The organism is Thiohalobacter thiocyanaticus, assembly GCF_003932505.1.
GTDB classification, from domain to species: domain Bacteria; phylum Pseudomonadota; class Gammaproteobacteria; order Thiohalobacterales; family Thiohalobacteraceae; genus Thiohalobacter; species Thiohalobacter thiocyanaticus.
Genome location: NZ_QZMU01000001.1, coordinates 1079229 through 1102791, shown reverse-complemented (window position 1 = coordinate 1102791; position 23563 = coordinate 1079229). Strand labels below are relative to the sequence as shown.

General features: G+C 65.3%; 26 protein-coding genes. 10 read left to right on the top strand and 16 right to left on the bottom strand.

Features of this window, described 5'->3' with window-relative positions:
* Positions 1-39 precede the first annotated feature (39 nt).
* Entirely contained in the window at positions 40-1611 is a 1572-nt protein-coding gene (locus tag D6C00_RS05235) for a methyl-accepting chemotaxis protein (protein ID WP_125180675.1), read from the bottom strand.
* Positions 1612-1871: 260 nt separating this feature from the next.
* Here D6C00_RS05235 and ilvD point away from each other — a divergent pair, with 260 nt between their 5' ends.
* A complete protein-coding gene (gene ilvD / locus D6C00_RS05230; RefSeq protein ID WP_125180673.1) occupies positions 1872-3554 on the top strand; it encodes a dihydroxy-acid dehydratase in 1683 nt (560 codons plus the stop codon).
* 110 nt (positions 3555-3664) lie between these two features.
* Here the strand turns inward: ilvD and D6C00_RS05225 are convergent, their stop codons facing one another.
* Complete coding sequence (locus tag D6C00_RS05225) at positions 3665-4330, bottom strand: TIGR04211 family SH3 domain-containing protein (protein WP_158675301.1); 666 nt, start codon at positions 4328-4330, stop codon at positions 3665-3667.
* Between the two features lie 155 nt (positions 4331-4485).
* Here D6C00_RS05225 and ampD point away from each other — a divergent pair, with 155 nt between their 5' ends.
* From ampD to D6C00_RS05210, 3 genes are read left to right on the top strand one after another with little or no spacing between them, the layout of a single operon-like run.
* On the top strand, positions 4486-5046 hold the full coding sequence (gene ampD, locus D6C00_RS05220) for a 1,6-anhydro-N-acetylmuramyl-L-alanine amidase AmpD (protein WP_125180669.1): 561 nt from the start codon (positions 4486-4488) through the stop codon (positions 5044-5046).
* On the top strand, positions 5043-5861 hold the full coding sequence (gene ampE / locus D6C00_RS05215; protein ID WP_125180668.1) for a regulatory signaling modulator protein AmpE: 819 nt from the start codon (positions 5043-5045) through the stop codon (positions 5859-5861). The genes ampD and ampE overlap by 4 nt, the downstream gene beginning before the upstream one ends.
* Positions 5858-6475, top strand: a complete 618-nt coding sequence (locus D6C00_RS05210; RefSeq protein ID WP_125180667.1) for a histidine phosphatase family protein — start codon at positions 5858-5860, stop codon at positions 6473-6475. Before ampE ends, D6C00_RS05210 begins: the two co-directional genes overlap by 4 nt.
* Before the next feature lie 75 nt (positions 6476-6550).
* Here D6C00_RS05210 and D6C00_RS05205 read toward each other — a convergent pair whose 3' ends face one another.
* A complete protein-coding gene (locus D6C00_RS05205; RefSeq protein WP_125180665.1) occupies positions 6551-6853 on the bottom strand; it encodes a hypothetical protein in 303 nt (100 codons plus the stop codon).
* 124 nt (positions 6854-6977) lie between these two features.
* On the opposite strand from D6C00_RS05205, the gene xthA reads away from it, so the two are divergent.
* Both xthA and D6C00_RS05195 read left to right on the top strand, forming a co-directional pair.
* The gene (gene xthA / locus D6C00_RS05200; RefSeq protein WP_125180663.1) at positions 6978-7802 is read left to right on the top strand and encodes an exodeoxyribonuclease III; all 825 of its coding nucleotides are present in this window, start codon (positions 6978-6980) and stop codon (positions 7800-7802) included.
* 160 nt (positions 7803-7962) lie between these two features.
* Positions 7963-9378 carry an HDOD domain-containing protein gene (locus D6C00_RS05195; protein ID WP_125180661.1) on the top strand — a complete coding sequence of 472 codons (1416 nt, stop codon included), beginning with the start codon at positions 7963-7965 and terminating at the stop codon, positions 9376-9378.
* Positions 9379-9395: 17 nt separating this feature from the next.
* Here D6C00_RS05195 and D6C00_RS05190 read toward each other — a convergent pair whose 3' ends face one another.
* From D6C00_RS05190 to trmH, 5 genes are all read right to left on the bottom strand, one after another.
* Positions 9396-9920 carry a metallophosphoesterase family protein gene (locus D6C00_RS05190; RefSeq protein ID WP_125180660.1) on the bottom strand — a complete coding sequence of 175 codons (525 nt, stop codon included), beginning with the start codon at positions 9918-9920 and terminating at the stop codon, positions 9396-9398.
* Positions 9921-9928: 8 nt separating this feature from the next.
* Positions 9929-10396: an LEA type 2 family protein gene (locus tag D6C00_RS05185; protein ID WP_125180658.1), complete on the bottom strand. Its 468-nt coding sequence runs from the start codon at positions 10394-10396 to the stop codon at positions 9929-9931.
* 134 nt (positions 10397-10530) lie between these two features.
* Positions 10531-10704, bottom strand: a complete 174-nt coding sequence (locus D6C00_RS15435; protein ID WP_158675300.1) for a hypothetical protein — start codon at positions 10702-10704, stop codon at positions 10531-10533.
* Between the two features lie 161 nt (positions 10705-10865).
* Entirely contained in the window at positions 10866-11363 is a 498-nt protein-coding gene (locus D6C00_RS05180) for a YhcB family protein (protein WP_125180656.1), read from the bottom strand.
* Between the two features lie 27 nt (positions 11364-11390).
* Positions 11391-12071 carry a tRNA (guanosine(18)-2'-O)-methyltransferase TrmH gene (gene trmH / locus D6C00_RS05175; protein ID WP_125180654.1) on the bottom strand — a complete coding sequence of 227 codons (681 nt, stop codon included), beginning with the start codon at positions 12069-12071 and terminating at the stop codon, positions 11391-11393.
* Between the two features lie 149 nt (positions 12072-12220).
* Between trmH and D6C00_RS05170 the strand changes: the two genes are divergently transcribed.
* Positions 12221-13165 carry an HPP family protein gene (locus D6C00_RS05170; RefSeq protein WP_125180652.1) on the top strand — a complete coding sequence of 315 codons (945 nt, stop codon included), beginning with the start codon at positions 12221-12223 and terminating at the stop codon, positions 13163-13165.
* 195 nt (positions 13166-13360) lie between these two features.
* Here D6C00_RS05170 and D6C00_RS05165 read toward each other — a convergent pair whose 3' ends face one another.
* A complete protein-coding gene (locus D6C00_RS05165; protein WP_125180650.1) occupies positions 13361-14326 on the bottom strand; it encodes a D-2-hydroxyacid dehydrogenase in 966 nt (321 codons plus the stop codon).
* Positions 14327-14506: 180 nt separating this feature from the next.
* On the opposite strand from D6C00_RS05165, the gene D6C00_RS05160 reads away from it, so the two are divergent.
* Positions 14507-16132: a methyl-accepting chemotaxis protein gene (locus tag D6C00_RS05160; protein WP_125180649.1), complete on the top strand. Its 1626-nt coding sequence runs from the start codon at positions 14507-14509 to the stop codon at positions 16130-16132.
* A 285-nt stretch (positions 16133-16417) separates the two neighbouring features.
* Here D6C00_RS05160 and D6C00_RS05155 read toward each other — a convergent pair whose 3' ends face one another.
* The 4 genes from D6C00_RS05155 to D6C00_RS05140 all read right to left on the bottom strand — a co-directional run bounded on the left by D6C00_RS05155 (position 16418) and on the right by D6C00_RS05140 (position 19138).
* The gene (locus tag D6C00_RS05155) at positions 16418-16933 is read right to left on the bottom strand and encodes an NUDIX hydrolase (protein ID WP_125180647.1); all 516 of its coding nucleotides are present in this window, start codon (positions 16931-16933) and stop codon (positions 16418-16420) included.
* Positions 16930-17766: a RibD family protein gene (locus D6C00_RS05150; protein WP_158675299.1), complete on the bottom strand. Its 837-nt coding sequence runs from the start codon at positions 17764-17766 to the stop codon at positions 16930-16932. Before D6C00_RS05150 ends, D6C00_RS05155 begins: the two co-directional genes overlap by 4 nt.
* The gene (locus D6C00_RS05145) at positions 17766-18533 is read right to left on the bottom strand and encodes a fused MFS/spermidine synthase (RefSeq protein WP_158675298.1); all 768 of its coding nucleotides are present in this window, start codon (positions 18531-18533) and stop codon (positions 17766-17768) included. Before D6C00_RS05145 ends, D6C00_RS05150 begins: the two co-directional genes overlap by 1 nt.
* Before the next feature lie 143 nt (positions 18534-18676).
* Entirely contained in the window at positions 18677-19138 is a 462-nt protein-coding gene (locus D6C00_RS05140; RefSeq protein WP_125180642.1) for an Rrf2 family transcriptional regulator, read from the bottom strand.
* A 319-nt stretch (positions 19139-19457) separates the two neighbouring features.
* On the opposite strand from D6C00_RS05140, the gene D6C00_RS05135 reads away from it, so the two are divergent.
* Positions 19458-19940, top strand: a complete 483-nt coding sequence (locus tag D6C00_RS05135; RefSeq protein WP_125180641.1) for an Rsd/AlgQ family anti-sigma factor — start codon at positions 19458-19460, stop codon at positions 19938-19940.
* 170 nt (positions 19941-20110) lie between these two features.
* Here D6C00_RS05135 and D6C00_RS15430 read toward each other — a convergent pair whose 3' ends face one another.
* Entirely contained in the window at positions 20111-20764 is a 654-nt protein-coding gene (locus D6C00_RS15430) for a methyltransferase family protein (protein WP_158675297.1), read from the bottom strand.
* 125 nt (positions 20765-20889) lie between these two features.
* On the opposite strand from D6C00_RS15430, the gene D6C00_RS05125 reads away from it, so the two are divergent.
* Positions 20890-21924 carry a class 1 fructose-bisphosphatase gene (locus D6C00_RS05125; RefSeq protein ID WP_125180639.1) on the top strand — a complete coding sequence of 345 codons (1035 nt, stop codon included), beginning with the start codon at positions 20890-20892 and terminating at the stop codon, positions 21922-21924.
* Positions 21925-22121: 197 nt separating this feature from the next.
* Here the strand turns inward: D6C00_RS05125 and D6C00_RS05120 are convergent, their stop codons facing one another.
* Together D6C00_RS05120 and gloB are read right to left on the bottom strand one after the other, a co-directional pair.
* On the bottom strand, positions 22122-22424 hold the full coding sequence (locus tag D6C00_RS05120; RefSeq protein WP_125180638.1) for a hypothetical protein: 303 nt from the start codon (positions 22422-22424) through the stop codon (positions 22122-22124).
* Between the two features lie 224 nt (positions 22425-22648).
* Positions 22649-23428 carry a hydroxyacylglutathione hydrolase gene (gloB, locus tag D6C00_RS05115; RefSeq protein WP_125180636.1) on the bottom strand — a complete coding sequence of 260 codons (780 nt, stop codon included), beginning with the start codon at positions 23426-23428 and terminating at the stop codon, positions 22649-22651.
* Between the last annotated feature and the right edge of the window lie 135 nt (positions 23429-23563).

Here is a 23563-nt window from a genome sequence, read left to right as displayed (position 1 = left end):
TGCACGACTAGAGCCTCGGCCCTGGCACCTCGTCCCTTGTCAATCCCCGAACTGCTTCAGCATGCTCTCCATGTTGTTCACCATCTCCGCCAGCTGGGTGGCGTCGTAGGCGCTCTGGCGGGCGGCGTCGAGCGTCTGGCCGGCGCCGTCGCTGATGTTGGTGACGTTGCGGTTGATCTCATCGGCTACCGCGCTCTGTTCCTCGGCCGCGGTGGCGATCTGGGTCGCCATGTCGGAGATGGTCGCCACGTTCCCGCTGATGGTGTTGAGTGAGGCCACGGCCTGCTGCGCCTGCTCCACGCTTTCGTGGGCCGTGTTCTGACCCTGTTCCATCACGGTCACGGCGGACTGGGCCTCGCCCTGCAGCCGTTCGATAATGGCCTGGATCTCGCCGGTGGACTGCTGGGTGCGGGTGGCCAGGCCCCGGACCTCCTCGGCCACCACGGCGAAACCGCGGCCGTGTTCGCCGGCGCGTGCCGCCTCGATGGCGGCATTCAGCGCCAGCAGGTTGGTCTGCTCGGCGATGCCGCTGATGACATCGATCACGGTGCCGATGTCGTCGGTCTGGCTGCGCAGTGACGCCATGGTCTGTGCGGCCTGGCCGACCTCGCCGGTCAGACGCTCGATGGTCGCGGCGGTGGCGTTGACCACCTGCTTGCCGGTGTCGACTTCCTGCTGGGCGGTTTTTGCCGCATCCGCCGTCACCGAGGTGTTCTGGGCCACTTCCTGTACGGTGGCGGCCATCTCGTTGACCGCCGAGGCAACCTGGTCGACCTCGGCCTGCTGCGTCTGGGCACCGTTCAGGGTCTGATCCGAGGCTGCGGCGGTGGAACTGGCGGTCCGGGACAGATCGCCGGCGGTATCGCCGATCCGGCCCAGGATGGTGTTGATCTTCGCCTGCTGTGTCTTGAGCGCAGTGGCGAGCTGAGCCACTTCGTCCAGGTCGCCACCGTAGACGCGGTTGGCCAGCGGGTTGTCGCTGAAGCGGTGCGACTCGATGCTCAGGCGGCGCAGCCGCCGGGTCAGGCCGTGCGCCAGAGCGAAGCTGCCACCCAGGCCCGCCATCAGCAGGGCGCCGGTGGCGAGCATGCCCGCTCCAGTCAGAGCGGCCAGGGTCAGGGTGGTCACAGCCTGCAGGGCGGCGATTCCGGCAAAGGTGCGTCCCCGGGCACCGAGCCGCCGCCAGGCTGGAAAGGGATTGCCACCCCGGTTGAGCTGGTCATAGAGATGTTCGGCCCGGCCGCGGTCTGCGGCCTCGGGCAAGGTGCGCACCGACTGGTAGCCCACCACCCGGCCCTGGTCGTAGATCGGGGTGACATAGGCGCTGACCCAGTAGAAGTCGCCGTTCTTGCAGCGGTTCTTGACCATGCCCAGCCATGGCGTGTCGGACTTGAGATGATCCCAGAGGTTTTCGAACGCCGCCGGTGGCATGTCCGGATGCCGCACCAGGTTGTGGGGCTGGCCCAGGGTGTCTTCCTCCGTGAAGCCAGAGACATCGGTGAAAGTCGGGTTGATGTGGGTGATCTGGCCCTTCAGGTCAGTGGTGGAGACGATTCGGGCTTCGGGGGCAAAGCTGACCTCCGTCCGGGTCACGGGCAGGTTTTTTCGCATGGGTGCCTTCCAGTCAAAAGTGTTGCCAAGGTGCCGCCGGCGACCCGGCTGATGCGGGAGGTCGGGTACCGGCGGCATGAGTCTGTCTTCGCGTTGGTATCAGGCAAGCTTCGTGCCTGACCCTGCTAGCGGACAGGCGGGGGAAAAATTTAGCTGTCCGAAACAGGTACTTGAAGTGAATCAATCGGGCCCGAAGGTGTGCTTGAGACGCGGGTTTCGTACAATAGCCGGGTTTACAGTCCCAGGAACCGGAGATCCCGATGGCCAGCACCAAGCTCAACCGCTTCAGCGCCCGCATCACCCAGCCCAAATCCCAGGGGGCCTCCCAGGCCATGCTCTATGGTACCGGCCTGACCGAGGCCGACATGGACAAGGCCCAGGTCGGGATTGCCAGCGTCTGGTGGGAGGGCAACACCTGCAACATGCACCTCAACGACCTGGCGGCACAGGTCAAGGAGGGCGTGGTCGCAGCGGACATGGTCGGCATGCGCTTCAACACCATCGGGGTGTCCGACGGCATCTCCATGGGCACCGAGGGGATGAGCTATTCGCTGCAGTCGCGCGACATCATCGCCGATTCCATCGAGACCGTGGTCAGCGCCCAGTGGTACGACGGCCTGATCGTGCTGCCCGGCTGCGACAAGAACATGCCCGGCGCCCTGATCGCCATGGGCCGGCTCAACCGGCCGTCCATCATGGTCTACGGCGGCACCATCAAGCCCGGCCACAGCCACGGCGAGACCCTGGACATCGTCTCCGCCTTCCAGAGCTACGGCGCCTTTCTCGCCCACAGGATCGAGGAAGAGGAGCGCAGGGACATCGTCCAGCATGCCTGCCCCGGCCCCGGTGCCTGCGGCGGCATGTACACCGCCAACACCATGGCCTCGGCCATTGAGGCCATGGGCATGTCACTGCCCTACAGCTCCTGCACCCCGGCGGTGGATCCCGGCAAGATCGAGGAATGCAGACGCGCCGGCGCAGCCATGCGGGTACTGCTGGAGCGCGACATCAAGCCGCGCGACATCATGACCCGGGCGGCGTTCGAGAACGCCATGGTCATGCTGATGGCCCTGGGCGGCTCGACCAACGCCGTGCTGCACCTGCTGGCCATGGCCCGTGCGGTGGATGTGGATCTCACCATCGACGACTTCCAGAAGGTCTCCGACCGCATCCCCTTCATCGCCGATCTCAAGCCCTCGGGTCAGTATGTGATGGAGGACCTGCATAACGCCGGTGGTATCCCGGCGGTGATGAAATATCTGCTGGCCAATGGCCTGATCGACGGCAGCTGCCTGACCGTGACCGGTAAATCCATTGCTGAGAACCTGGCCGACCTGCCCGACCTGGAACCGGGTCAGCAGGTGGTGCACAGCCTGGACAACCCGATCAAGGAATCCGGCCACATCCGTATCCTCAAGGGCAACCTGGCCCCCGGTGGCTCGGTGGCCAAGATCACCGGCAAGGAAGGCCTGCACTTCTCCGGCCCGGCCCGGGTCTATGACTGCGAGGAGGACATGCTCAAGGGACTGGAGAACAACGAGATCGACAAGGGCGACGTGGTGGTGATCCGCTACGAGGGCCCCAGGGGCGGTCCGGGCATGCCGGAGATGCTCACCCCTACCTCGGCCATCATGGGCGCCGGCCTGGGCAAGGACGTGGCCCTGCTCACCGACGGCCGCTTCTCCGGCGGCTCGCACGGCTTCATCATCGGCCACATCGTGCCGGAGGCGCAGGAGGGCGGGCCGCTGGGCCTGATCCGCGACGGCGACGTGATCACCATCGATGCCGAGACCAACAGCCTGAGCGTGGATGTCAGTGACGAGGAGATGGACAACCGCCGGGCGGAGTGGAAGATGCCGCCCTACAAGGCCACCCGCGGCACCCTGTTCAAGTACATCAAGGTGGTCAAGGACGCATCACATGGATGTGTCACTGATGAGTGACACAGATACAAGATGCAAGAGGCAAGATACAAGTCGGGGTGGGAGCCGACGCCGATGCTGACTTGTATCCTGTATCTTGCCTCTTGTGTCTGCGCTCTAGCGCTTACGCGCTAGAGCGAGTCCCAACTCGAGCGCTTCTTCACCCGGATCCGCGGCAGGATCAGGCCGAGAATGATGCCGACGATGATCACGCCGGCGCCGACCATGAACCAGTCGCGTTTGGTGCGGTCGCTCAGGGCTTCGTTTTCCTGCGCCAGACGCTGCTGCTCGCGTTCCATCTGCAGCATCCGGTTCTTGAGTTCCTTGTTCTCCTCGGCGATGGCCAGGCTGCTGGAGGCGGTGCGGCGGATCTCGGCCAGTTCCTGCTTTAGCCGGCTGTTCTCTTCCAGCAGGGCGCTGAGCTTGCCTTCCAGGCTGCCCTTTTCATTTTTCAGATTATCCAGATTCGCCAACCGTTCCTGTTCCGCGGCCTTGAGTTCGGCCAGTTCCTTTTCGGCCCGGGCCAGGCGGTCGCGGGCTGACGGGACGTCCATCAGCATCCGGCTCAGTACCCAGCCCTCGGTGCCACTGGGAGCACGCACCCGGCTGTAGCCAGACTCGGCGTCCACCTCCAGCACCTCCAGCGGCGTGCCGCTGGGCAGCATGCGGATGATGCGATGCTGGGTGCTGGTGCCGGAGCGCAGGGAGATCTCCAACTGGTCGCTGACATAGCGGGTCTGTCCCAAGGCGGGGGTGGCGATCAGGCCGATCAGCAGGGTCAGGACAAGGGCTTTCACAATGACTCCTTCGAATCGAGGTGTTGTGTGCCGGGGGATTGTAGTTACTGTGCGCGCCTGAGGGTTTGAACCCTTTCACAGGCCGGCATTTGGGGTAGGATATCAGGACCGTGAAGAAAATGCTGTGCCGGGATTGAACCGGCAAAGGGGATGGTTTGCGATTACAGGCAGACAGGCAGTGGCTGGACGCGGCGCGCCGGGTGGAGTCGCCCAACCAGGACGCGCGCCCTGACCCGGAGGATATTTCACTGCTGGTTATCCACAGTATCAGCCTGCCCCCGGGCGAGTTCGGCGGCCCCTGGATCGAGCGGCTGTTCTGCAACCGGCTCGAGGCCGATGCCCATCCCTATTTCCGCGAGATCGTCCACCTGCGGGTCTCGGCCCACCTGCTGATCCGCCGCGACGGCGAGTTGATCCAGTTCGTCCCCTTCACCCGCCGGGCCTGGCACGCCGGCGCGAGCTGTTTCGGCGGGCGCGAGGCCTGCAACGACTACTCCATCGGCATCGAGCTGGAAGGCGCGGACGAGCAGCCCTATACCGGGGCGCAGTACCAACGGCTGGCCGCGCTCATCCCGGTGCTGCAGGCGGCCTGGCCGGGCATCACTCCGGCGCGTATCGTGGGCCATTGCGACGTGGCGCCGGGACGCAAGACCGATCCCGGCCCGGCTTTCGACTGGCCGCATCTCGCCAGCCTGGCCCAGGGAGATGGTACATGAAGTTCCTCGTTATACTGCTGGCACTGGGGCTTGAACGCCTGTATCCCGAGCTGCAGCGCTGGCGTCCGGTCGACCGGTTCCACGACTATACGGATGCCTTCCGCAGCCGTTTCACCCAGCCCTGGCTGCTGGGCCGGGGCGGGCTGATCGCGCTGCTGGCCCCCTGGCTGCTGGCACTGTGGCTGCTGCTGGAACTGCTCGAGCCCCTGGACTGGCTGATCGCGCTGGCGGTACTGCTGCTGTGTCTGGGGCCGCGCGACCTGGCCGGCGACCTGCGCCGGCTGCGCGCGGACCTGGGGGTCGGTACGCCGGGCGCGGAGACGCTGGCGGCCTTCGGCCTGGGTCCGGCGGCGGTCGCGGGCGATACCCTGGCCGCGGCCCTGATCCGGACGGCCCTGGTGCGGCTGTTCGGGGTGATGTTCTGGTTTGCCCTGCTGGGGCCGGTCGGGGCGCTGCTCTATCGTCTGACCCAGCTGCTGGCGGCGCGCGCGGACGGTGAGGAGGACGACTTCAGTCTGGCCGTGTGGCAGCTGCAGGCGCTGCTCGACTGGCTGCCGGCGCGGGCGCTGGCAGCCACCGGCGCCCTGATCGGCAGTTTCGATGCCACGCTGGCCGCCTGGCGCGAGTGCGCCCCGGCCGATCCCTTCGACGATTCCCGGGAATTCGCCGCCGAGGTGGCGCTGGAGAGCATGGAGCTGGAGCCGGGCGCTGAACCGGCCGCGGCCCTGGAGCGGGCCCGGGACTATCTGCTGCGTGCCGGCCTGGCCTGGCTGGCGTTGCTGGCCCTGCTGACCCTCGCGGGCTGGCTGGCGTGAGTGCCGACAGCGAACCGGGCGGGCGCTTTGATCTGCTGCGCCACGGCGAGCCCGTGGGCGGCAAGCGCTATCGCGGTCAGAGCGACGATCCCCTGAGCGAGGCCGGCTGGGCGCAGATGTGGGCTGCGGTCGGCGAGCGTCCCGACTGGACCCGCATCGTCAGCTCGCCGCTGGCGCGCTGCGCCGCCTTCGCCGAGGCCCTGGCCGACCGGCTGGCGCTGCCGCTCGACTATGAGGCGCGGTTCAAGGAGATCGGCTTCGGCAGCTGGGAAGGTCGTACCGCGGCCGAGCTGCAGCGCGAGGATCCGGAACAGCTGCGGCGCTTTCATGCCGATCCGGTCGGGGCCCGGCCGCCGGGGGCGGAACCGCTGCCGGACTTCATTGCCCGCATCGGAGATGGCTGGCGCGACTGCCTGGAACGCTGCCGCGGCGAGTCGGTGCTGATCGTCGCCCACGCCGGCACCATCCGCGCCGTCATCGGCCAGGTGCTGGAACTGCCGCCGGCCGCCCTGTACCGCATCAAGGTGCCCTATGCCGGCTGGGCCCGGATCGAGCTCGACCCCGGGCGCGGGGCCTCGCTGGCGCTGCCCGTCGGGCAGGGTAGGATCGGGTAGGATGGGTGAAGCGAAGCGCAACCCTTCGCTGGACGGATCGATGATGGGTTACGGCGCTTCGCGCCTCCACCCATCCTACGGTTGGCCGCCCAGCACCTCCAGCGTCTCCCGGTAGCCCACCTCGTAGCCGTGCGTATAGGCCTTGCCCCAGGGCAGGAGGGCCTGGTCGGCGACGACGCCCTCCCGGTCCGGGTTGATGTCGGCCCGGCGGATGTATTCGGCATAGCCGAGTTCGGCGAGCCGGGTCAGCATGCCGTTGGCATAGCCGCGGTTGTACCACAGCTGGGCATCCTCGCTGCGCTGTTCGAACCCCTCGGTTTCCGCATACAGCCTGGCGGCCAGTTGCAACAGCCGCTCCAGGATCTCCTCGCTCCGCACGCTTCACTCCTCGCGCCTTTACACAAGGGGCGGCATTCTACGCCCGCCCCGCCCCGGATTGGTATCCCCCGACCCGCCGCAGGTAGAATGGGCCCTTCCCGACGGCAGGCACAGGCGCGACACCATGGCGAAGCTCAAGCTGGTTTCCTTCAACGTCAACGGCATCCGGGCGCGCCCGCACCAGCTGCAGGCCCTGCGCGACCGGCATGCCCCGGCCATCATCGGGCTGCAGGAGACCAAGGTCCAGGATCCGGACTTCCCGCGCGAAGCCGTGGCCGAACTGGGCTACGAGGTCCACTATCACGGCCAGAAGAGCCACTATGGCGTGGCCCTGCTGTCGCGTCTCCCGGTCCGGGCGGCGCGCTGCGGCTACCCCTTCGACGGCGAGGACGCCCAGCGCCGGGTGGTGACCGGCACCTATGAACTCCCCGGGGGCGGCGAGATCACGGTCATCAATGCCTATTTCCCGCAGGGCGAGAACCGCGATCATGCTGTGAAGTTCCCGGCCAAGCGCCGCTTCTATGCCGATATGCTCAAGTACCTGGAGCAGGAATACTCGCCGGATCGCAACCTGGTGCTGATGGGCGACATGAATGTCGCACCGGTGGATCAGGACATCGGCATCGGTGCCGACAACGCCAGACGCTGGCTGCGCGAGGGCAAGACCAGTTTCCTGCCCGAGGAGCGTGAGTGGTACCGGAAACTGATCGACTGGGGCCTGGTGGACAGTTTCCGCCACTGCCACCCGGAGACCGACGACCGGTTCAGCTGGTTCGATTACCGCAGCCGCGGGTTCGAGCGCGATCCCCGGCGCGGCCTGCGCATCGACCTGATTCTGGCCACCCCGGCGTTGATCGAGCGTTGCGTGGACGCCGGTATCGACTATGACATCCGGGCGCTGGAGAAGCCCTCGGATCATTGTCCGGTGTGGGTGGAGATTGAGGGCTGAGTGAGGGGTGGGGGATGAGGAGTGAGGGGTGAGGAGAAAGGGTGTGGTTACCTTCCCCTCACCCCATCACTCCTCCCCGGAATTCTGTGACCCCAGGCCCGCTTCCCGCCCCCTTTCCTGCTATCTTTGGGGTGGGATAACCACCGACGGCGGTATTTGCATGGAACCGGAACTGGCCAACCGCATCCAGACCTGGCTGGAGACCCGGGGCATTGCCTACCGGCTGCATGCCCATTCCCCCACCGAAACCCTGGCCGAGGCGGCTGAACGCAGCCAGCTCGGTCTGCAGTGCCTGGTGCGGGCGGTCCTGCTCAGCGACGCCCAGGGGCTGGTACTGGCAGTGCTGCCCGCCAATCATCTGCTGGATTTCCATGCCATCCGTGAGCGGCTCGGGCGCGACCTGCAGCCGGTGGAGCGTCAGGTGGCGGCCAGTGCCTTTCCCGACTGCGAGAGCGGTTCGGTCCCGCCGCTCGGCACACCCTATGGCCTGACCACGCTGGTGCACGGTCCGGTCTTTGCCCAGTCCACTGTCTGCTTCGAGCCCGGTCTGCACGATCGTCTGGTGTGCATGACGGGCGAGGCCTTCGCCGAACTGCATCGCGACAGTGAACGCGCCGGGATCGCCCGTCCCCTGTCGGTGCTGGAGAGCCGGGACGTGCGCGAGTTCACCCTGCCGGGACAGTGGGAGCGGATGCCGGCGCTGCAGGGCCTGCATCCGGTCGAGGATATCCGCGAGCAGATTGCCACCATCGACCGCCTGCCGGCGATGCCGGCCATGGCGCGGCGGCTGCTGCGGCTGCACAACGATCCGGAGGCCGATGTGAGCGACCTGGTCGAGGTGGTGGCGGGCGACCCCAGCCTGACGGCCCAGATCCTGCGTTACGCATGCTCGGGGTTTTTCAATTATGCCGGACGGGTGGAGACACTGGAGCAGGCCGTTACCCGGGTGCTGGGCTTCGAGACCGTACTCAACATGGCACTGGGACTGGCCGCCAGCAAGACCTTCCGTAACCCGGCTGACGGCCCGCTGGGCCTGCAGGCCTTCTGGCGTCATGCCGCCTACAGCGCAGCCCTGGCCCAGACCATCGCCAGCCGGCACGGGGGCAGGCTCGACCTCAAACCGGGGGTGGCCTACCTGGCCGGGCTGCTGCACAACTTCGGTTTCCTGCTGGTCGGTCATCTGTTCCGGGCCGAGTTCTTCCTGCTGAACAAGGTGATCGCGGCCAACCCCCAGATTCCGGTGGTGCTGATCGAACGGCGTATCATCGGTGCCACCCACATGGAGTTGGGTGCGCGCCTGATGCAGGAATGGGGTATGCCGGAGCCGGTCGTGACCACCCTGCGTGAGCATCACAACGAGATGTACAACGGCGAGCACGACGCCTATGTGGATCTGGTGTATCTGGTGGACTGGCTGCTGCGCAGGGAGGGGCTCGGCGACGGAGCCGAGGGCGAGCCGCCCGGGGGGGTATTGCTGCGGCTGGGCCTGGAACTGCATCAGGTCGATGCGATACTCGATGCCTGCCTGAGCGAGCGCCAGAGCCTGGATGCCCTGGCGCGGCAGCTGGCGGCCTGACTCGAATCCAACGCAGATTATCGACCTGGCCGCGGCAGCGGCGGAAACCGCTGCGGTTCCAGCCGCCAGCGCCGCGGCCCGGCGATCAGCATGATGAAGGAAGGCCCGCCATGGGTACGACTGCGGCCCGCGGCGCCGGGATTGATCACCCAGGGCTCGGCCGCATCGTCACAGACCAGGCGATGACTGTGGCCGTAGACCACGGCGCGGACATCCGGATGGTCGCGCCGCAACACCCGGTGCCGGCGCGCGGCCGCGGCACACTGGTGGCCATGCACCGCCGCCAGATCGCCGCCGGGCAATGTCAGCACGGTTTCCCACGGCAGTTCCTCCAATACCGGCCTGTCCCCGGCCGGCCACTTGGCCGGCACATCGTTATTCCCCCGGATGGCCACCACTTCGCCCGTGCGCGGCCGCAGCTGATCGAGCACCCCGGCATTGCCGATATCGCCCGCATGCACGGCCAGATCGCAACGCGCCACCTGCTCGGCGATGCGCGGATCGAGCTGACCGTGGGTGTCGGCGAGCAGGGCGATGCGCATGGCCGGACCTACCTCGGCTTCATCGAGAGCTCTCCGCGCTGACTGAAGGGCAGGGCGGGGCCCAGTCCCTGCAGGCTGATGCTGCCTTCCAGGGCATAGCTGAAGCTGTCGCTCTCCGCGGGATTGCGCAGCTGTTCATAGATGCGCAGCAGGTTGCTGACGATGTTAACCGCCACCACCTGCTCGCCATAGGCCGGCAGCGTCTCGAGGTCGCGGCTCACCCCGGTGGCGAATTCCCGGCCGTTGAGCAGCAGGCGGTAGCGCATGCCGGCGATGGGCAGAGCGAAGTTGTTCGGGTTCTGGATGCGCAGGTGCAGAAGATAGCGCTGTTCGAACAGGGTGGCCTCGATCAGCTGCAGATTGTTGAGGCTGACCATGGGGGCCTCGGGTCGGGTGAGGAAATGGCTGCAGCCACTGAGGGTCAACAGCAGCAGGAGCAGCAGTGTCGAACGGCGGCCAGCGCGGTATCGGGCCATGGGAGTATCCTCGCCGGACTGCGGCGGTCAGGGTCAGCGGCGGGTGCCGGCTGCAGTGGGTATAACAGAATAATAAACGAGGACGGGGCATGTTGCAGCCCCGCGGGCGGGAACGGGAGCGGGGCGCGGCGCCCCTATTCGTCGGCGAAGACGTCGAACAGATGCTGGCGCAGCAGTTCGGCCTCGCGGCGTTCTTCCAGCCGGCGCCGGGCCACAGCCTGGCGCAGTGCGTTTGAACTCACCTTCCCCTTGTGTTTCCTGGCGGGTGCGGTGGCTGAAACAGAGGTGGTATGACGTTTCGGGCTCATGGCGTCCTCCCCGGTAGCTGGGTCGAAACGGCAAGTCACGCACGCTTTCATGGTGGCTTCATGAGCTGTAGCGGTCAAGTCGGATACCAGCTTTAGGCGCTGGTGGCGGATTTATGCCGATTCACCTCCTGTGGCCCGGACCGGAACGGGCGGGCGGGGGCTCAGCCGCGGTCGCGCTGTTGCCTGTCCAGTTCCGCGCGATCGGCTTCGGACAAATAGGGCGAGTCGCCCAGCATGGCATTCTCATCATCACTGGCATTGCCTTCGGACCGCTCCGGCGAGCGGCCTGTGGCGGCTTCGGGGCCGGGTTCGGCTCCGGCGTTGCCGCGTTCGGCCAGCCGCGGCCGGCTGTCCGGGTTCTGCAGTGCCGGCGGCTGCTCGCCGCACAGATCCTGGGAACTGGCAGCCAGGTGCCGATAGACTTCGCGATAGCGTTCGGTCATGTCCTCGAACAGCCCTGCGGTCTTCTGAAAATGCTGGTTGACCTTCTGCCTGTACTCTTTGAGTTCCTCGCGGCTGCGTTCGAGTTCGGCCTGCAGTCCGCGGGCCCGCGAGTCCTGATTCAGCCACAGATAGCTGATCAGAAAGCCGCTCACCAGCCCCAGGAACAGGGCTACCAGCAGCAGCGACCAGAAGGTGAATTCGTTGATGGCTTCCATGATGCTCCTTGGTTCGTGATTTTTCTGTCAGGAAAGGACGTGTCTTACCTGCGCGGGGACAGGGTCCAGCAGCGTGCCGTCCTCGCCGATGCGCGGGTAGTCCAGTCCCAGGCTGTCGTATCGCTGCGCCAGACGCGGATAGCCCCAGCGGAACAGCAGTCGCTCGCGCAGGCCGGGTTCCAGTCGCGGCCGGTCATAACAGCCGGCCAGTTCGCGCTGGCGCTGCGCCTCATAGAGTATCACTGCCGCGGCGACGGAAACATTCAGCGAGGCCACCATTCCCGCCATCGGGATGGTGATTTCGGCGTCGGCCAGTTCCAGCGCCCGGGCACTCACGCCGTATTTTTCCGTACCCATGAGAATGGCGCAGGGGCGGCTGTAGTCGACCTGGCGGAAATCCCGGGCACGCTCTGACAGGTGGGCGGCCACCACCTGAAAGCCGCGTCCCTGCAGTGTGTCCACCGCTGCGGCCGTGGTGGCGTGATTGTGCACCCGGACCCATTTCTGACTGCCCATGGCCGTGCCCTTGCGGCTGCGGTAAGGGCGGTCGGGGCTGACGGCGTGCATGTCGAGCACGCCCACAGCATCGGCCGTGCGCTGGATGGCCGACAGATTGTGTGGTTTATGCACGCCTTCCAGGATCAGGGTCAGATCCGGCTGGCGGCGGTTGAGCACCTCGAGGATGCGTTGATAGCGGGCAGGCGTCATGGTCGGGTCGGATTGGTCTCACGCAATATGAATGAGGTATATTAGATGAATAATATATTGTGATGAATTCATTATACTGCCTGACACCGCAGCGGTCGCCGGGACGGCGTGCCTGCGCGGTCAGCGGGTGGCAATGTCAGAGGTGAACGATGAAAGCAATTGCGCGCGTGCTGGGAATCGACCCCGATACGACCGGGCACATGGAGAAACTGATCTCCGGCGTGGGGGGCTTTCTCGGCATCATCGCCATCATGTGGCTGACCGCCCCCCTGGCTGACACACAGGGTTTTCCCCTGATCATCGCCTCCATGGGCGCCTCGGCGGTGCTGCTGTTCGCCGCGCCGCACGGCAAGCTGTCCCAGCCCTGGAACCTGCTCGCCGGCCACGCCATTTCCGCCGTGGTCGGGGTGTTCGTCGCCCAGCAGGTCGAGCCGCTGCTGCTGGCCGGACCGCTGGCGGTCGGCGGCGCGATCACGGCGATGTACTATCTGCGCTGCACCCACCCCCCGGGCGGAGCCACGGCGCTGGTGGCCGTCATCGGCGGCGACGCCATCCGGGAACTGGGCTATCAGTACGTCCTGACGCCGATCCTGCTCAATGCCCTGATCATCCTGGTTATTGCCGTGCTGGTGAACGCGGCGTTCCACTGGCGACGCTATCCGCCCGGTCTGTATCAGCTGTTCGAGCGCCCACAGGAGCCGGTGGCGGGAACGCCGGTGGAGACGCAGCCTTCGGGCTTCGGTGTAGATGACCTGCACTATGCCCTGGGACGCATCGGTTCCTACATCGATGTCAGCGAGGATGATCTCACCACCATATACCGCCTGGCACGGGAGCATGCCGACAGCCAGCACGTGCCGCTCGACTCCATCCATGTCGGCGCTTATTACTCCAACGGCGATTACGGCCATCACTGGTCGGTGCGGCAGGTCGTGGATACCGACGAGCGTCCCGACGGCGAGGGCCTGATAATCTACAAGACCGTGGCGGGCAGGAACCGCCGCCAGAGCGGGACCTGCACCCGCGACGAATTCGCCCGCTGGGCCAGATACGAGGTCTTTCTCAACGAGAACTCCTGGCAGCGGGTGGGTTGAATTATTCAGGCTTCGTGGTATTTCAGCCACGGATGAACACGGATGAATACGGATTATAATCAGTAGGATTGAATAGCCGCGAAGGAACGCGAATATGAAACGTAACTTGTTCAGTGAACCCGCGGCTGATATGTAGCATTTATTGATCCGGGTTCATCCGTGGCTCAAGACCGCAAAGCTGAATACCTCCCGCCTTCAGACTGAGTTCCGTATATTCCCCGCCTGGAAGGCCTCGATGTTGGCCTGCAGTTCGTCGACCAGGCGTTGACGCGCCTCGCGCGCGGCCCAGGCCACGTGCGGGGTGACGATCAGGTTGGGCAGCCCGGCCGTGAGCAGCGGGTGATCGGCCGGCGGCGGTTCCTGTGCCAGCACGTCCAGCGCCGCACCGCCGAGACGGTGCGCCCGCAGGGCCTCCAGCAGAGCGGTCTCATCCACGAGGCCGCCGCGGGCGGTGTTGATCAGCAGGGCATGGGGTTGCATCCGCTGCAGCGCCCCGGCGTCGATCAGGCCCCGTGTCTGCGGGGTGAGCGGACAGTGCAGGGACAGCACGTCGGCGCTCTCCAGCAGTTCGGCTAACGGTACCCGTCCCGGCCGGGTGTCGACCTCACCGGGACGCCGGGCAATGCGCACCCGCATGCCGAAGGCCTCGCCCAGACGTGCCACCGCCTGTCCGAGTTCGCCGTACCCCACGATGCCCAGGGTCCGTCCGGACAGTTCCGTAACCGGATAGTCCAGCACGCAGAACTGTTCCGATTGCGGCCAGCGTTCGCGCGCGCCATGCGTCTGTTCGCGCAGCCGCCGGGTCAGGCTCAGGATCAGGGCCAGGGTGTGTTCAGCCACCGAGGGCGTGGCATAGGCCGTGACGTTGCACACCCGGATGCCGAGCCGGCGCGCGGCCTCCAGGTCGACATTGTTGGTGCCGGTGGCGGCCACGCAGACCAGCCGCAGGCGGCTGGCCGCCAGGGTGTCGGCGTCCAGCGGACACTTGTTGGTGATGACCAGGTCGCAGCCGGCCAGGCGCTCCGGCAACTGCGCCGGCCGGGTATGGCCGTGCAGTTCCCACCCGGGCAGGGTGCCAAGCAGGCCGTTCAGCCGGAGGTCATCGGGATGCAGGCTGTCGAGATCGAGGATGACGCCTTTGCTGCAGGGCGGTTCGGGCATGGTCCTGTTTCCCATTGAATTTCCGTCCATTCTAGCATTGCCGCAGCGCCCCCGGATATCAAGCTTCGTGCCCGTCAGCCGATAGCGGAGTCAGTTGGACACCCTGCGTGAAAATGAGCGCGGCAGATACTAATGAGAACGTAAGTTAGACGACAATCAGCCCTGACAGGAGGAAAGACAATGCACTGGCTCATGGGGAGCATTCGCAACAAGCTGCTGCTTATTTCCGGTGGCGGCACCCTGCTGCTGTTGCTGGCGAGCTTTTTCGGTTTCAGTCAACTCAACGAGGCCATCGACCGTTACCATCAGCTCAACGGGACCGAGCTGGAACACGAGCGTCAGGCCGAGCGGCTGGAGATCGACTTTCAGCAACAGCTGCTGGCCTGGAACCGGCTGCTGCTGCAGGCCGATACCACGGCCGAGGTGGAGCGCCACTGGCAGGGCTACCAGGCCCTGGCGGCACGGGTGAGCGATCAGGCCGGTGCCCTGGCCGCGGTCGTCGCCGATCCTGCGGCCCGTGAGCGCATCGAGGGCTTCCAGGCGGCGCATGAGCGGCTGGGCGCCGAACACCGCAGCGCCCTGCAGCAGTATCGCCAGAGCGGCTTCGATCCGCGACAGTCGCGAGTAACGGATGTCGGGCAGGGTGATGCGCTCACGCAGCAGCTCGATAGCCTGATCGATACCCTGCAGGCGCGCACCCTCGAGACCAGTGTTGCGGCCCGGAAATCGGCCCGCGATGGCTACCATCTCAGTCTGGCCCTGATGGCGGCAGTGGTGGTCGTGGCGGCGGTGCTGTTCTTTGTCGGGGTGCAGACCCAGATCATCCGGCCTGCCCAGCACCTGGCTGCTAGGCTGAAGGCGATCGCCACCGGGGACTTCACCGTCGCGGTGGACGTGAATTCGCGCGACGAACTGGGCCAGATCGCCGATGCGGTGCGTGAGATCTGTGGTCATCTGGGCCAGATGGTAGGCGAGTTCTCACGCGTCTCCGGCACCCTGACCGAGGCCGCCGAGCAGCTGGGGGTGATCACCGCCCATACCCGCCAGGGCGTGAAGGAACAGCAGAGCGAAACTGACCAGGTGGCCACGGCCATCAACCAGATGACCGCCAGCGTGCAGGAAGTCGCCCAGAACACGGTGTCCGCCGCTGAAGCGGCCCGCAACGCCGACAGCGAGGTCGGCAACGGCCAGCAGGTGGTGCGCGAGACGGTCCGGGCCATCAATACCCTGGCCGACGACGTGCGTCAGGGCGCACAGGTGATCGCCAAGCTGGGTTCCGACAGCGAGACCATCGGCTCTGTGCTGGACGTGATCCGCGGCATCGCCGAACAGACCAATCTGCTGGCGCTGAACGCGGCTATCGAGGCGGCGCGCGCCGGCGAGCAGGGCCGCGGTTTCGCCGTGGTGGCCGACGAGGTGCGCACCCTGGCCCAGCGTACCCAGGAATCCACCGAGGAGATCCAGGCCATGATCGAGCGCCTGCAGGGCGGTGCGCGCGAGGCGGTGGAAGTCATGGAACGCAGCCGCAACCAGGCCGAGTCCAGCGTGGAGCAGGCCTCACTTGCGGACCAGTCACTGCAGTCGATCAAGACCGCGGTGACCACCATTCACAACATGAGCACCCAGATCGCCAGCGCGGCCGAGGAACAGGGTGCGGTGGCCGAGGAGATCAACCGCAATATCAGCAACATCACCGAGGTGGTCGGGCGCACCGCCGAGGAGGCTGAGGAGATCGCCGCCTCCAGCGACAACCTCAACGCCCTGTCCAGCGACCTGCAGGCGGTGGTGGGGCGGTTCCGGATCTGATCTCTCCGGGAGGGTCCGGTGGTTTTCCGGCCACGGATGAACACGGATTAACACGGATAGTCATCAAGAAGGATTGATCAGCCGCGAATTAATGCAAATAAAAACGTGGTCGTCTGAAAATATACATGCGACTGCCGGCGCGAGGCGCCAGGCAGTCGCATTGAATGATTTATTCGCGTGTATTCGCGTTCATTCGCGGCTTATATAACCCAGGCTCCGATTATTGATTATCCGTGTTAATCCGTGTTTATCCGTGGCTGAATACCGCGATCCCAGGCCAACGCCTCACTCCCGGATCAGCTCTGCCGCGCGGTACAGGCCCAGCAGGGTCTTGGCATCGCGAATGGTCCCGTCTCCGGCCCATTCCAGCGCCTGGGCCCAGGGCACCCAGTGGCATTCGATCAACTCATCGTCCTGGTGATCGGTGGGCGTCTCGCTCAGCCCGGTGGCCAGAAACAGATGAATCACCTCGTCGCAGAAACCCGGGGTGGTCAGCACCTCGCCGAGTCCGCGCCAGTCGGCGGCGACCAGGCCGGCCTCTTCCTCCAGTTCGCGCTGCGCGGTCAGCAACGGTGTCTCGCCGGTCTCCAGCTTGCCGGCCGGCAGTTCCCACAGCCAGCCGCCGGCGGCGTGGCGGTACTGACGCAGCAGGCAGACGGCATCCGTCTCGTTCACTGCCGCCACCGCCGCCCCGCCGGGGTGCCGGACCACCTCCAGCACCTGTTCCCGTCCGTCGGGCCGGGTGAAGCGTTCCCGGCCGAGATCCACCAGCGCCCCCTTGTACAGCGGCGTGCGCGTCATCGCACCAGGTCGTAGCAGCCGAGCAGCTGACCGCAGCCCTCGGGTGCCAGCGGATCATAGTGCAGTTGCGCCAGCTGCAATCGCGGGGCGGGATCCAGGTGGCTGCCGTAGACGAAGGTACTGAAGTCCTCGCCGCCGAGGATGCGTCCGGCGAATGTCAGGTACAACCGGTCCAGCCGTCCGGCCTGCAGCAGGGTGTTGAGTACATGCGGGCCGCCGATGGCATAGACGCTGCGGTAGCCGGCTGCGGCCAGGGCATCGATTGCGCGGCCCGCCTCGGCCTGGTGTCCGTCACCCACGTAATGGGTCTCCACGCCCGCCTGTTCCAGCGCCCGCACACGTCCGGGGTCGGCGTCGGCACCGGTGAGCAGATGCAGCCGGCGGTTCGGGTAGGCCGCGAGGGCCGCGGCCGGGATGTCCAGACTGGCGCTGATGATGGCGATGTCGGGCTGTGGGGCGAGCCCCTGGTCCAGGCGCCAGCGGCGCAGATCGTCGAACTTCTGACCGGCACCGACGGGCAGGGTGTCCTGGGCCTGGCCGAGGGCGTACTCACGGAAATAGCGGGCACTGGTGATGAGCAGGTCGGCTTGGGCGCCCAGCTCCTGGAACAGCCGCCAGTCGCGCGGGTTGGCGATGGCCGGCGGTACCTGGTGAGTGTCGCGGCCGGCCACGCCGACCCCGATCCGGCCGTCCAGGCTGCTGATGAAATTGGTATAGACAAAGGGCAGGCCTGCCTGGCCCCGACGGTGCAGCCGCTGATTCAGGTACAGTCCCTCGAGGGCGTGATCATGTTCGCTGCGGGGATAGAGTTGCTGGATCGATTTCTCGCTCATCAGTTGAACAGCCATTGCAGGGGCAGGGTGTTGTGGCGGCGCAGTTGCCGGTGCAGATAGGCGAAATCCAGTCCCAGCTGCTGTTTCAGCGCCGGGACGGTGGCCTGCAGGGCGCGGCGCGACGGCAGCCGTTCCAGGTGCGGGGCGCCGAAGACGATAAGGTTGTTGCGCGATTCCACCGGCAGGCGCAGCGAGCGCTGCCTGAGGGCATTCTCGAAGCAGCGAATATGGGCGCGGCAGCTGATCTTGTCGGTGTTCCACAGGTTGAGCGCAATCAGGCCACCCTGCCGCAGCCGCTGCTGGCAGGCCTGGAGGAAGTGCTCACAGGCGATGCCCGGGTGCAGGCCCGCGGCATCGAAGGCATCGACCAGGATCAGGTCGTACAGCGGCTGTGCCGGGTTGTGGATGAAACCGGTGGCGTCCTCGTGCAGGATGCGGATGCGCGGCTGGTCCGGCAGCCGGAAGAAGCGCCGGGCGATGTCGATCACCGCCTGGCGGTATTCCACCACGGTGATGTCGGCCCGGGGATAGTGGTGGGCCAGAAAGCGCAGCAGCGAACCGCCTCCCAGGCCGATGATCAGGATCTCCCGGGGCCGGGGCTGGAACAGCAGCCCGGCCAGCATGGCCCGGGTGTAGCTGAGCACCAGGGTGACCGGGTCGGCGTGACTCATGCTGCTCTGGCGGGCGGCAGTGCCGAAATACAGTGAACGGGTGAACTGGTCGTCGATGACTTCCATGACGCCGTGCTCGTCACGGTCGATATGCACCAGTTGTCCCCGCCCTGCCAGCATAGTTCAGCCCTTCCAGTGTGATCCCGGCCATTGTAATGACGGGGAAATGGCTGCCAAGCAAAAAGCAACGGCCGGCCCGCGCGGCGCGGGCCGGCCGTGCAGGGCCGGGGCTGTGGCCGTCAGGCCGCGGAGCGGTGCAGGTTGCTGAACGGGCTCTTGGGCACGGTGGTGATGCGCGGCGCGTCCTTGGTGGTCGCGACCTCGGCCAGGCTGACGTTGTCCAGATAGTCGTAGATCTGGTGGCTCAGCCGGTCCCACAGGCGCAGGCTCACCGGGCGGGCCTCGTCTTCCGGCATCAGCGGCTTGGAGGCGGTGGCCGCCACCGAGTCGTCAACCGCGCGCAGGATATCGGCGATGCTGACTTCGCTGGCCGGGCGCCGCAGGCAGTAGCCGCCGCCGGGCCCGCGCAGGCCGGTGACCAGGCCGTGCTTGCGCAGCTGGGCGAACAGCTGTTCCAGATAGGACACCGAGATCGACTGCTCCACGGAGATGTCGGCCAGGGTCACCGGACCCTGCTTGTGGCGCATGGCCAGCTCGATCATGGCGGTGATGGCGTAACGTCCCTTGGTTGAAATCTTCATGGCATACCTCTCAGCTTATCCAGTACGTTTTGTGTCTCGTTGCAATTGAAAGTCCGACTAACCTTGTCAGGAATCCTACTAATAACCTACTTGGATAGTCAAGAATTATAGCAAAAAAATTCCCTGTTGCGAGTGATAAATCTCTGTAACCTTTCTGTATAATGTGTCAATCAACTGAAAAATAAAAAGAAAATATATCGGCGGCGAGGCCGGGACGGAACCGGCGGGAATGTCGGCAGCAATGGCCGGACACAGGGTCGTTGACACAGAAAATCAAAAGGTTATAGATTCACCCCAACGGGGAGGAGAGTGAGCACACATGTCGAAGAATAAGGAAGCCGAGGATCTCAAGCCGGGCGAGGACCGGCGTCAGCGACGGCGCGAGCGTCTGCACGCCCTGGTCAATGCCCGTAATCAGACCCTGGTCGAGTATTCCAGCCTGGCGGGGATTCGTCCCTATACGCCCGAACACCGCACCGAGGACGCCCTGAAGCGTTTCTGTCAGACCCTGGTGGACTATGCCGCCACGGCGCACTTTCAGCTCTATCGCTATATCGCCGACGGCAAGGAACGGCGCCAGGCCGTGCGTGCCATCGCCGAGCAGATCTATCCCCAGATCGTTTCCAGCACCGATGCCATTCTGGATTTCAACGACCGCTACGATGTCGCTTCGCTCGACGACGGCCGGGTCGAACATCTGGCCGATGACCTGTCCCAGCTGGGCGAGATCCTCGCCGACCGGATTCAGCTGGAGGACCGGATCATCGAGGCTCTGGACGGCGGTCGTTCCGACGGGAAATAGCCGCCGTACATATATCCACCCGGTGTATCAGCCGCGCATGAACGCGAATTAACGCAACTGTATTCATTACCGGGCGCGTTGCGTCACAGCGGTGATGTAAATGAGTTATTCGCGTGTGTGTGCGTTCATTCGCGCGCGGCTTTCAGAATCAATCCCCGGCGCGACCCGGATCAGTGGGCAGGATCGCTCAACCGCCGGGCCGCCTCTGCCGTCAGCCGCCGCCAGGGCCGCGGAATAAGCGCCGGCACCCGCTGCCGGTATTCCCGGTAGCGCTGGCCGAATTCCGCCACCAGCTTGCGTTCCTCCAGCCGGATCCCCACCAGCAGATAGATCGTGATGCAGGCCGTCGTGACCAGCAGGGCCGGTGGCATGTCGCGCGTCCACAGGATCACCAGCCCCAGGCTGTACCAGGGGTGGCGCACGTAACGGTGCAGGAACGAGATCCGGAACCCCGTGACATTGGCGCTGCCGCTCTCGGTTTTCAGGCCCAGAAAGGCGGCCATGTCATAGGCACGCGTGGCATACAGAAATCCGGCCACGGCCAGCAGGGCCAGGGCGTCGGCCAGCCAGCCGGCCGCGCCGTGCCAGGCCCAGAGCGGCTCGCCGTGGCCGTACCAGAGCACCAGCAGGGCCAGCGGCGGCAGAATCAGAACCGTGGACTGCAGGGTGTAGAACAGGCGATAGCGCCGGCCCAGGCGCGGCCAGCGGGCCTGAATCCGCGCCCGCACCCCCGCGTCGGCCAGCAGTGAATGCAGGGCCAGGTACAGGGCCCAGGCCAGGGCGAGCAGGGTGGCATGCATCGGGCTGAAGGCGGGAGACGGCATGGGGCGGCTCGGTTAAATATTCATTAAATCAGTATATTCTGATATAATTGGAATATTTTGACTCTCCGGGCGTCCTCTCATGGGGCGAGAACAGATTAATCAGACACACAGCACGAGGTTCGATCATGGAACACGGCACCACCCTAACCCAGTTCATCATCGAGGAACAGCGCCAGGTCCCGGGCGCGACCGGTGATTTCACCTCCCTGCTCAACGACACCCTGACCGCCTGCAAGAAGATTGCCTGCGCGGTCAACCGCGGCGGCCTGATCGGCATCCTCGGTTCGGCCGAGACCGAGAACGTCCAGGGCGAGACCCAGAAGAAGCTGGACGTCATCTCCAACGACGTCATGGTCGATGCGCTGGAATGGACGGGTCACCTGGCCGGCATGGCCTCCGAGGAGATGGACGATCCGCTGCCCATCCCGACCCAGTACCCGAAGGGCAAGTACCTGATGCTGTTCGACCCGCTGGACGGTTCCAGCAACATCGACGTCAACGTTTCGGTCGGCACCATCTTCTCCATCCTGCGCGCCCCGGAAGGCTGCGAGAACCCCGCGGTGGAGGATTTCCTGCAGCCCGGCACGCAGCAGGTCTGCGCCGGCTATGCCATCTACGGCCCGGCCACCATGCTGGTACTGACCACCGGCCACGGCGTGAACGGCTTCACCCTGGACCGTTCCATCGGCGAGTTCATCCTGTCGCATCCGGACATGACCATCCCCGAGGAAACCGGCGAGTTCGCCATCAACATGTCCAACCAGCGCTTCTGGGAGGCGCCGGTCAAGCGTTACGTGGACGAGTGCATCGCCGGCAGCGAAGGCCCGCGCGGGCGTGACTTCAACATGCGCTGGATCGCCTCCATGGTCGCCGAGGTGCACCGCATCCTGACCCGCGGCGGTGTCTTCATGTACCCGCTCGACGAGAAGCTCAAGGCCAGGGGCCAGGACGGCAAGCTGCGTCTGATGTACGAGGCCAATCCCATGGGCTTCATCGTGGAGCAGGCCGGCGGTGCCGCCAGCACCGGGCGCGAGCGCATCATGGAGATCAAGCCGGACGATCTGCACCAGCGGGTGCCGGTGGTGCTGGGCTCGAAGCAGGAAGTCGAACGTGTGGTCGAGTACCACCGCGAGGCCGACGGCAAGCAGGCAGTGGCGTAAATCAGGTTCCAGGACCGAGGAAAAACCTGCTACCTGGATCCTTGAGGAACCTCTGATTTATTCGTCATTGCGAGGCGCATAGCGCCGTGGCAATCTCCAACCGGTTGATTCTGTAGTACGAGATTGCTTTGCCCCGTTTATGCTCTCTGGGTACTCGCAATGACAAGGGTGAGTGAATCAATCAGAGAAGCCTTGATTCAGAATTCGATATAGAAGCCGGCGCCGATTTCGAGCAGGTTTTCCAGCCTGGAGATCTCGCCGGCTTTCTTCTTCTCCAGCAGGTAGCGCCCCACCGGCAGGAACAGGGTCTCACCCGTGTCCGGGCCGGCCGGCTCGAAGCGTATGATCAGCGAACGGAAATACTCCGGCGGATCGGCGAACACCTCATCGAGGATCCCGATGGCCTCGGCCTGGTCCATGCCGCTGAGGTCGATGGCGGCGTCGGCGCTGTACTTGTCGCCGGCGTAACGCATGGCTTCGTCGATGTCGAAATGGGGCATGGTTCACTCCTTGCCGAAAGACTATAGCCACGGAAGACACGGAAAGCACGGACAATGATTATCGCAAAAAAAACTACAGCCCTGTAAGTCAGGTTAGCCCGATACGGACGGTAACCCGACGTTGCCGCCGCAAGTGTCGGGTTACGCTGCGCTAACCCGAGCTACGATGCTGCAATATTATGGGATTGTTCCGGTCCGTGCTTTCCGTGTTTTCCGTGGCCATCTCAATCATATTCAGTGTCCTTCCACCGCCGCAGGGTGATGAAGGTATCCTGCTCATTGCGCATGGCGCGTCCCGCATGGCGCTCGGCCATGGCGATCACCCCGGTATCATCGGTGCGCAGGAAGGGGTTGGTGGCCAGTTCCTCCCCGAGTTCCGCCGGCACGGTGGGCCGGTCGGCTTCGCGCATGCGGACGGCGTCCCGTTCGCGCGCCCGCAGCTGCGGATTGTCGGGTTCGACCCACTTGGCGAAACCGATGTTCTCCAGGGTATATTCATGCGCGCAATAGATGCGGGTATCCGCCGGCAGCCGTTTCAGGCGCTGCAGTGAGGCATGCAACTGCTCCACACTGCCGTCGAACACCCGGCCGCAGCCGCAGGTGAAGAGGGTGTCGCCGCAGAACAGGGCGGAGTCGGTGTAATAGGCGATATGCCCGGCGGTGTGGCCCGGGACCTCCAGCACCTCGAACTCGGCATCCAGGGCCTCCAGCCGCACCCGGTCCCCATCGATCAGTCGCCGGGTGATGTGCGGGATACGTTCTCCCCGCGGCCCGTAGACCGGCAGCGCCGGGTAGCGTTCAAGCAGGCGCCGGATGCCGCCGACGTGATCGCCATGATGGTGCGTGATCAGGATGGCAGCCGGTTCCAGGCCCTCGCGCTCCAGCGCCGCCAGCACCGGCGCGGCGTCGCCCGGATCGACAATGGCCACCTGCGGCCGCTCATCCCGGCGGATGAACCAGATATAGTTGTCGCTGAAAGCGGGAACGGGCGTTATCGTGAGCATGATTCAGTGCCGTGTGATGCTAGTGGTCCATGCGGGAAGTTCGGTAACGCTCAGAGTCTCGCAAATGGGCCAGGACAAGGCGCACTTCGCAGGGAATGGCGCGCCCTTTCCAAGAAGTGCAACGCTGGATTGGCC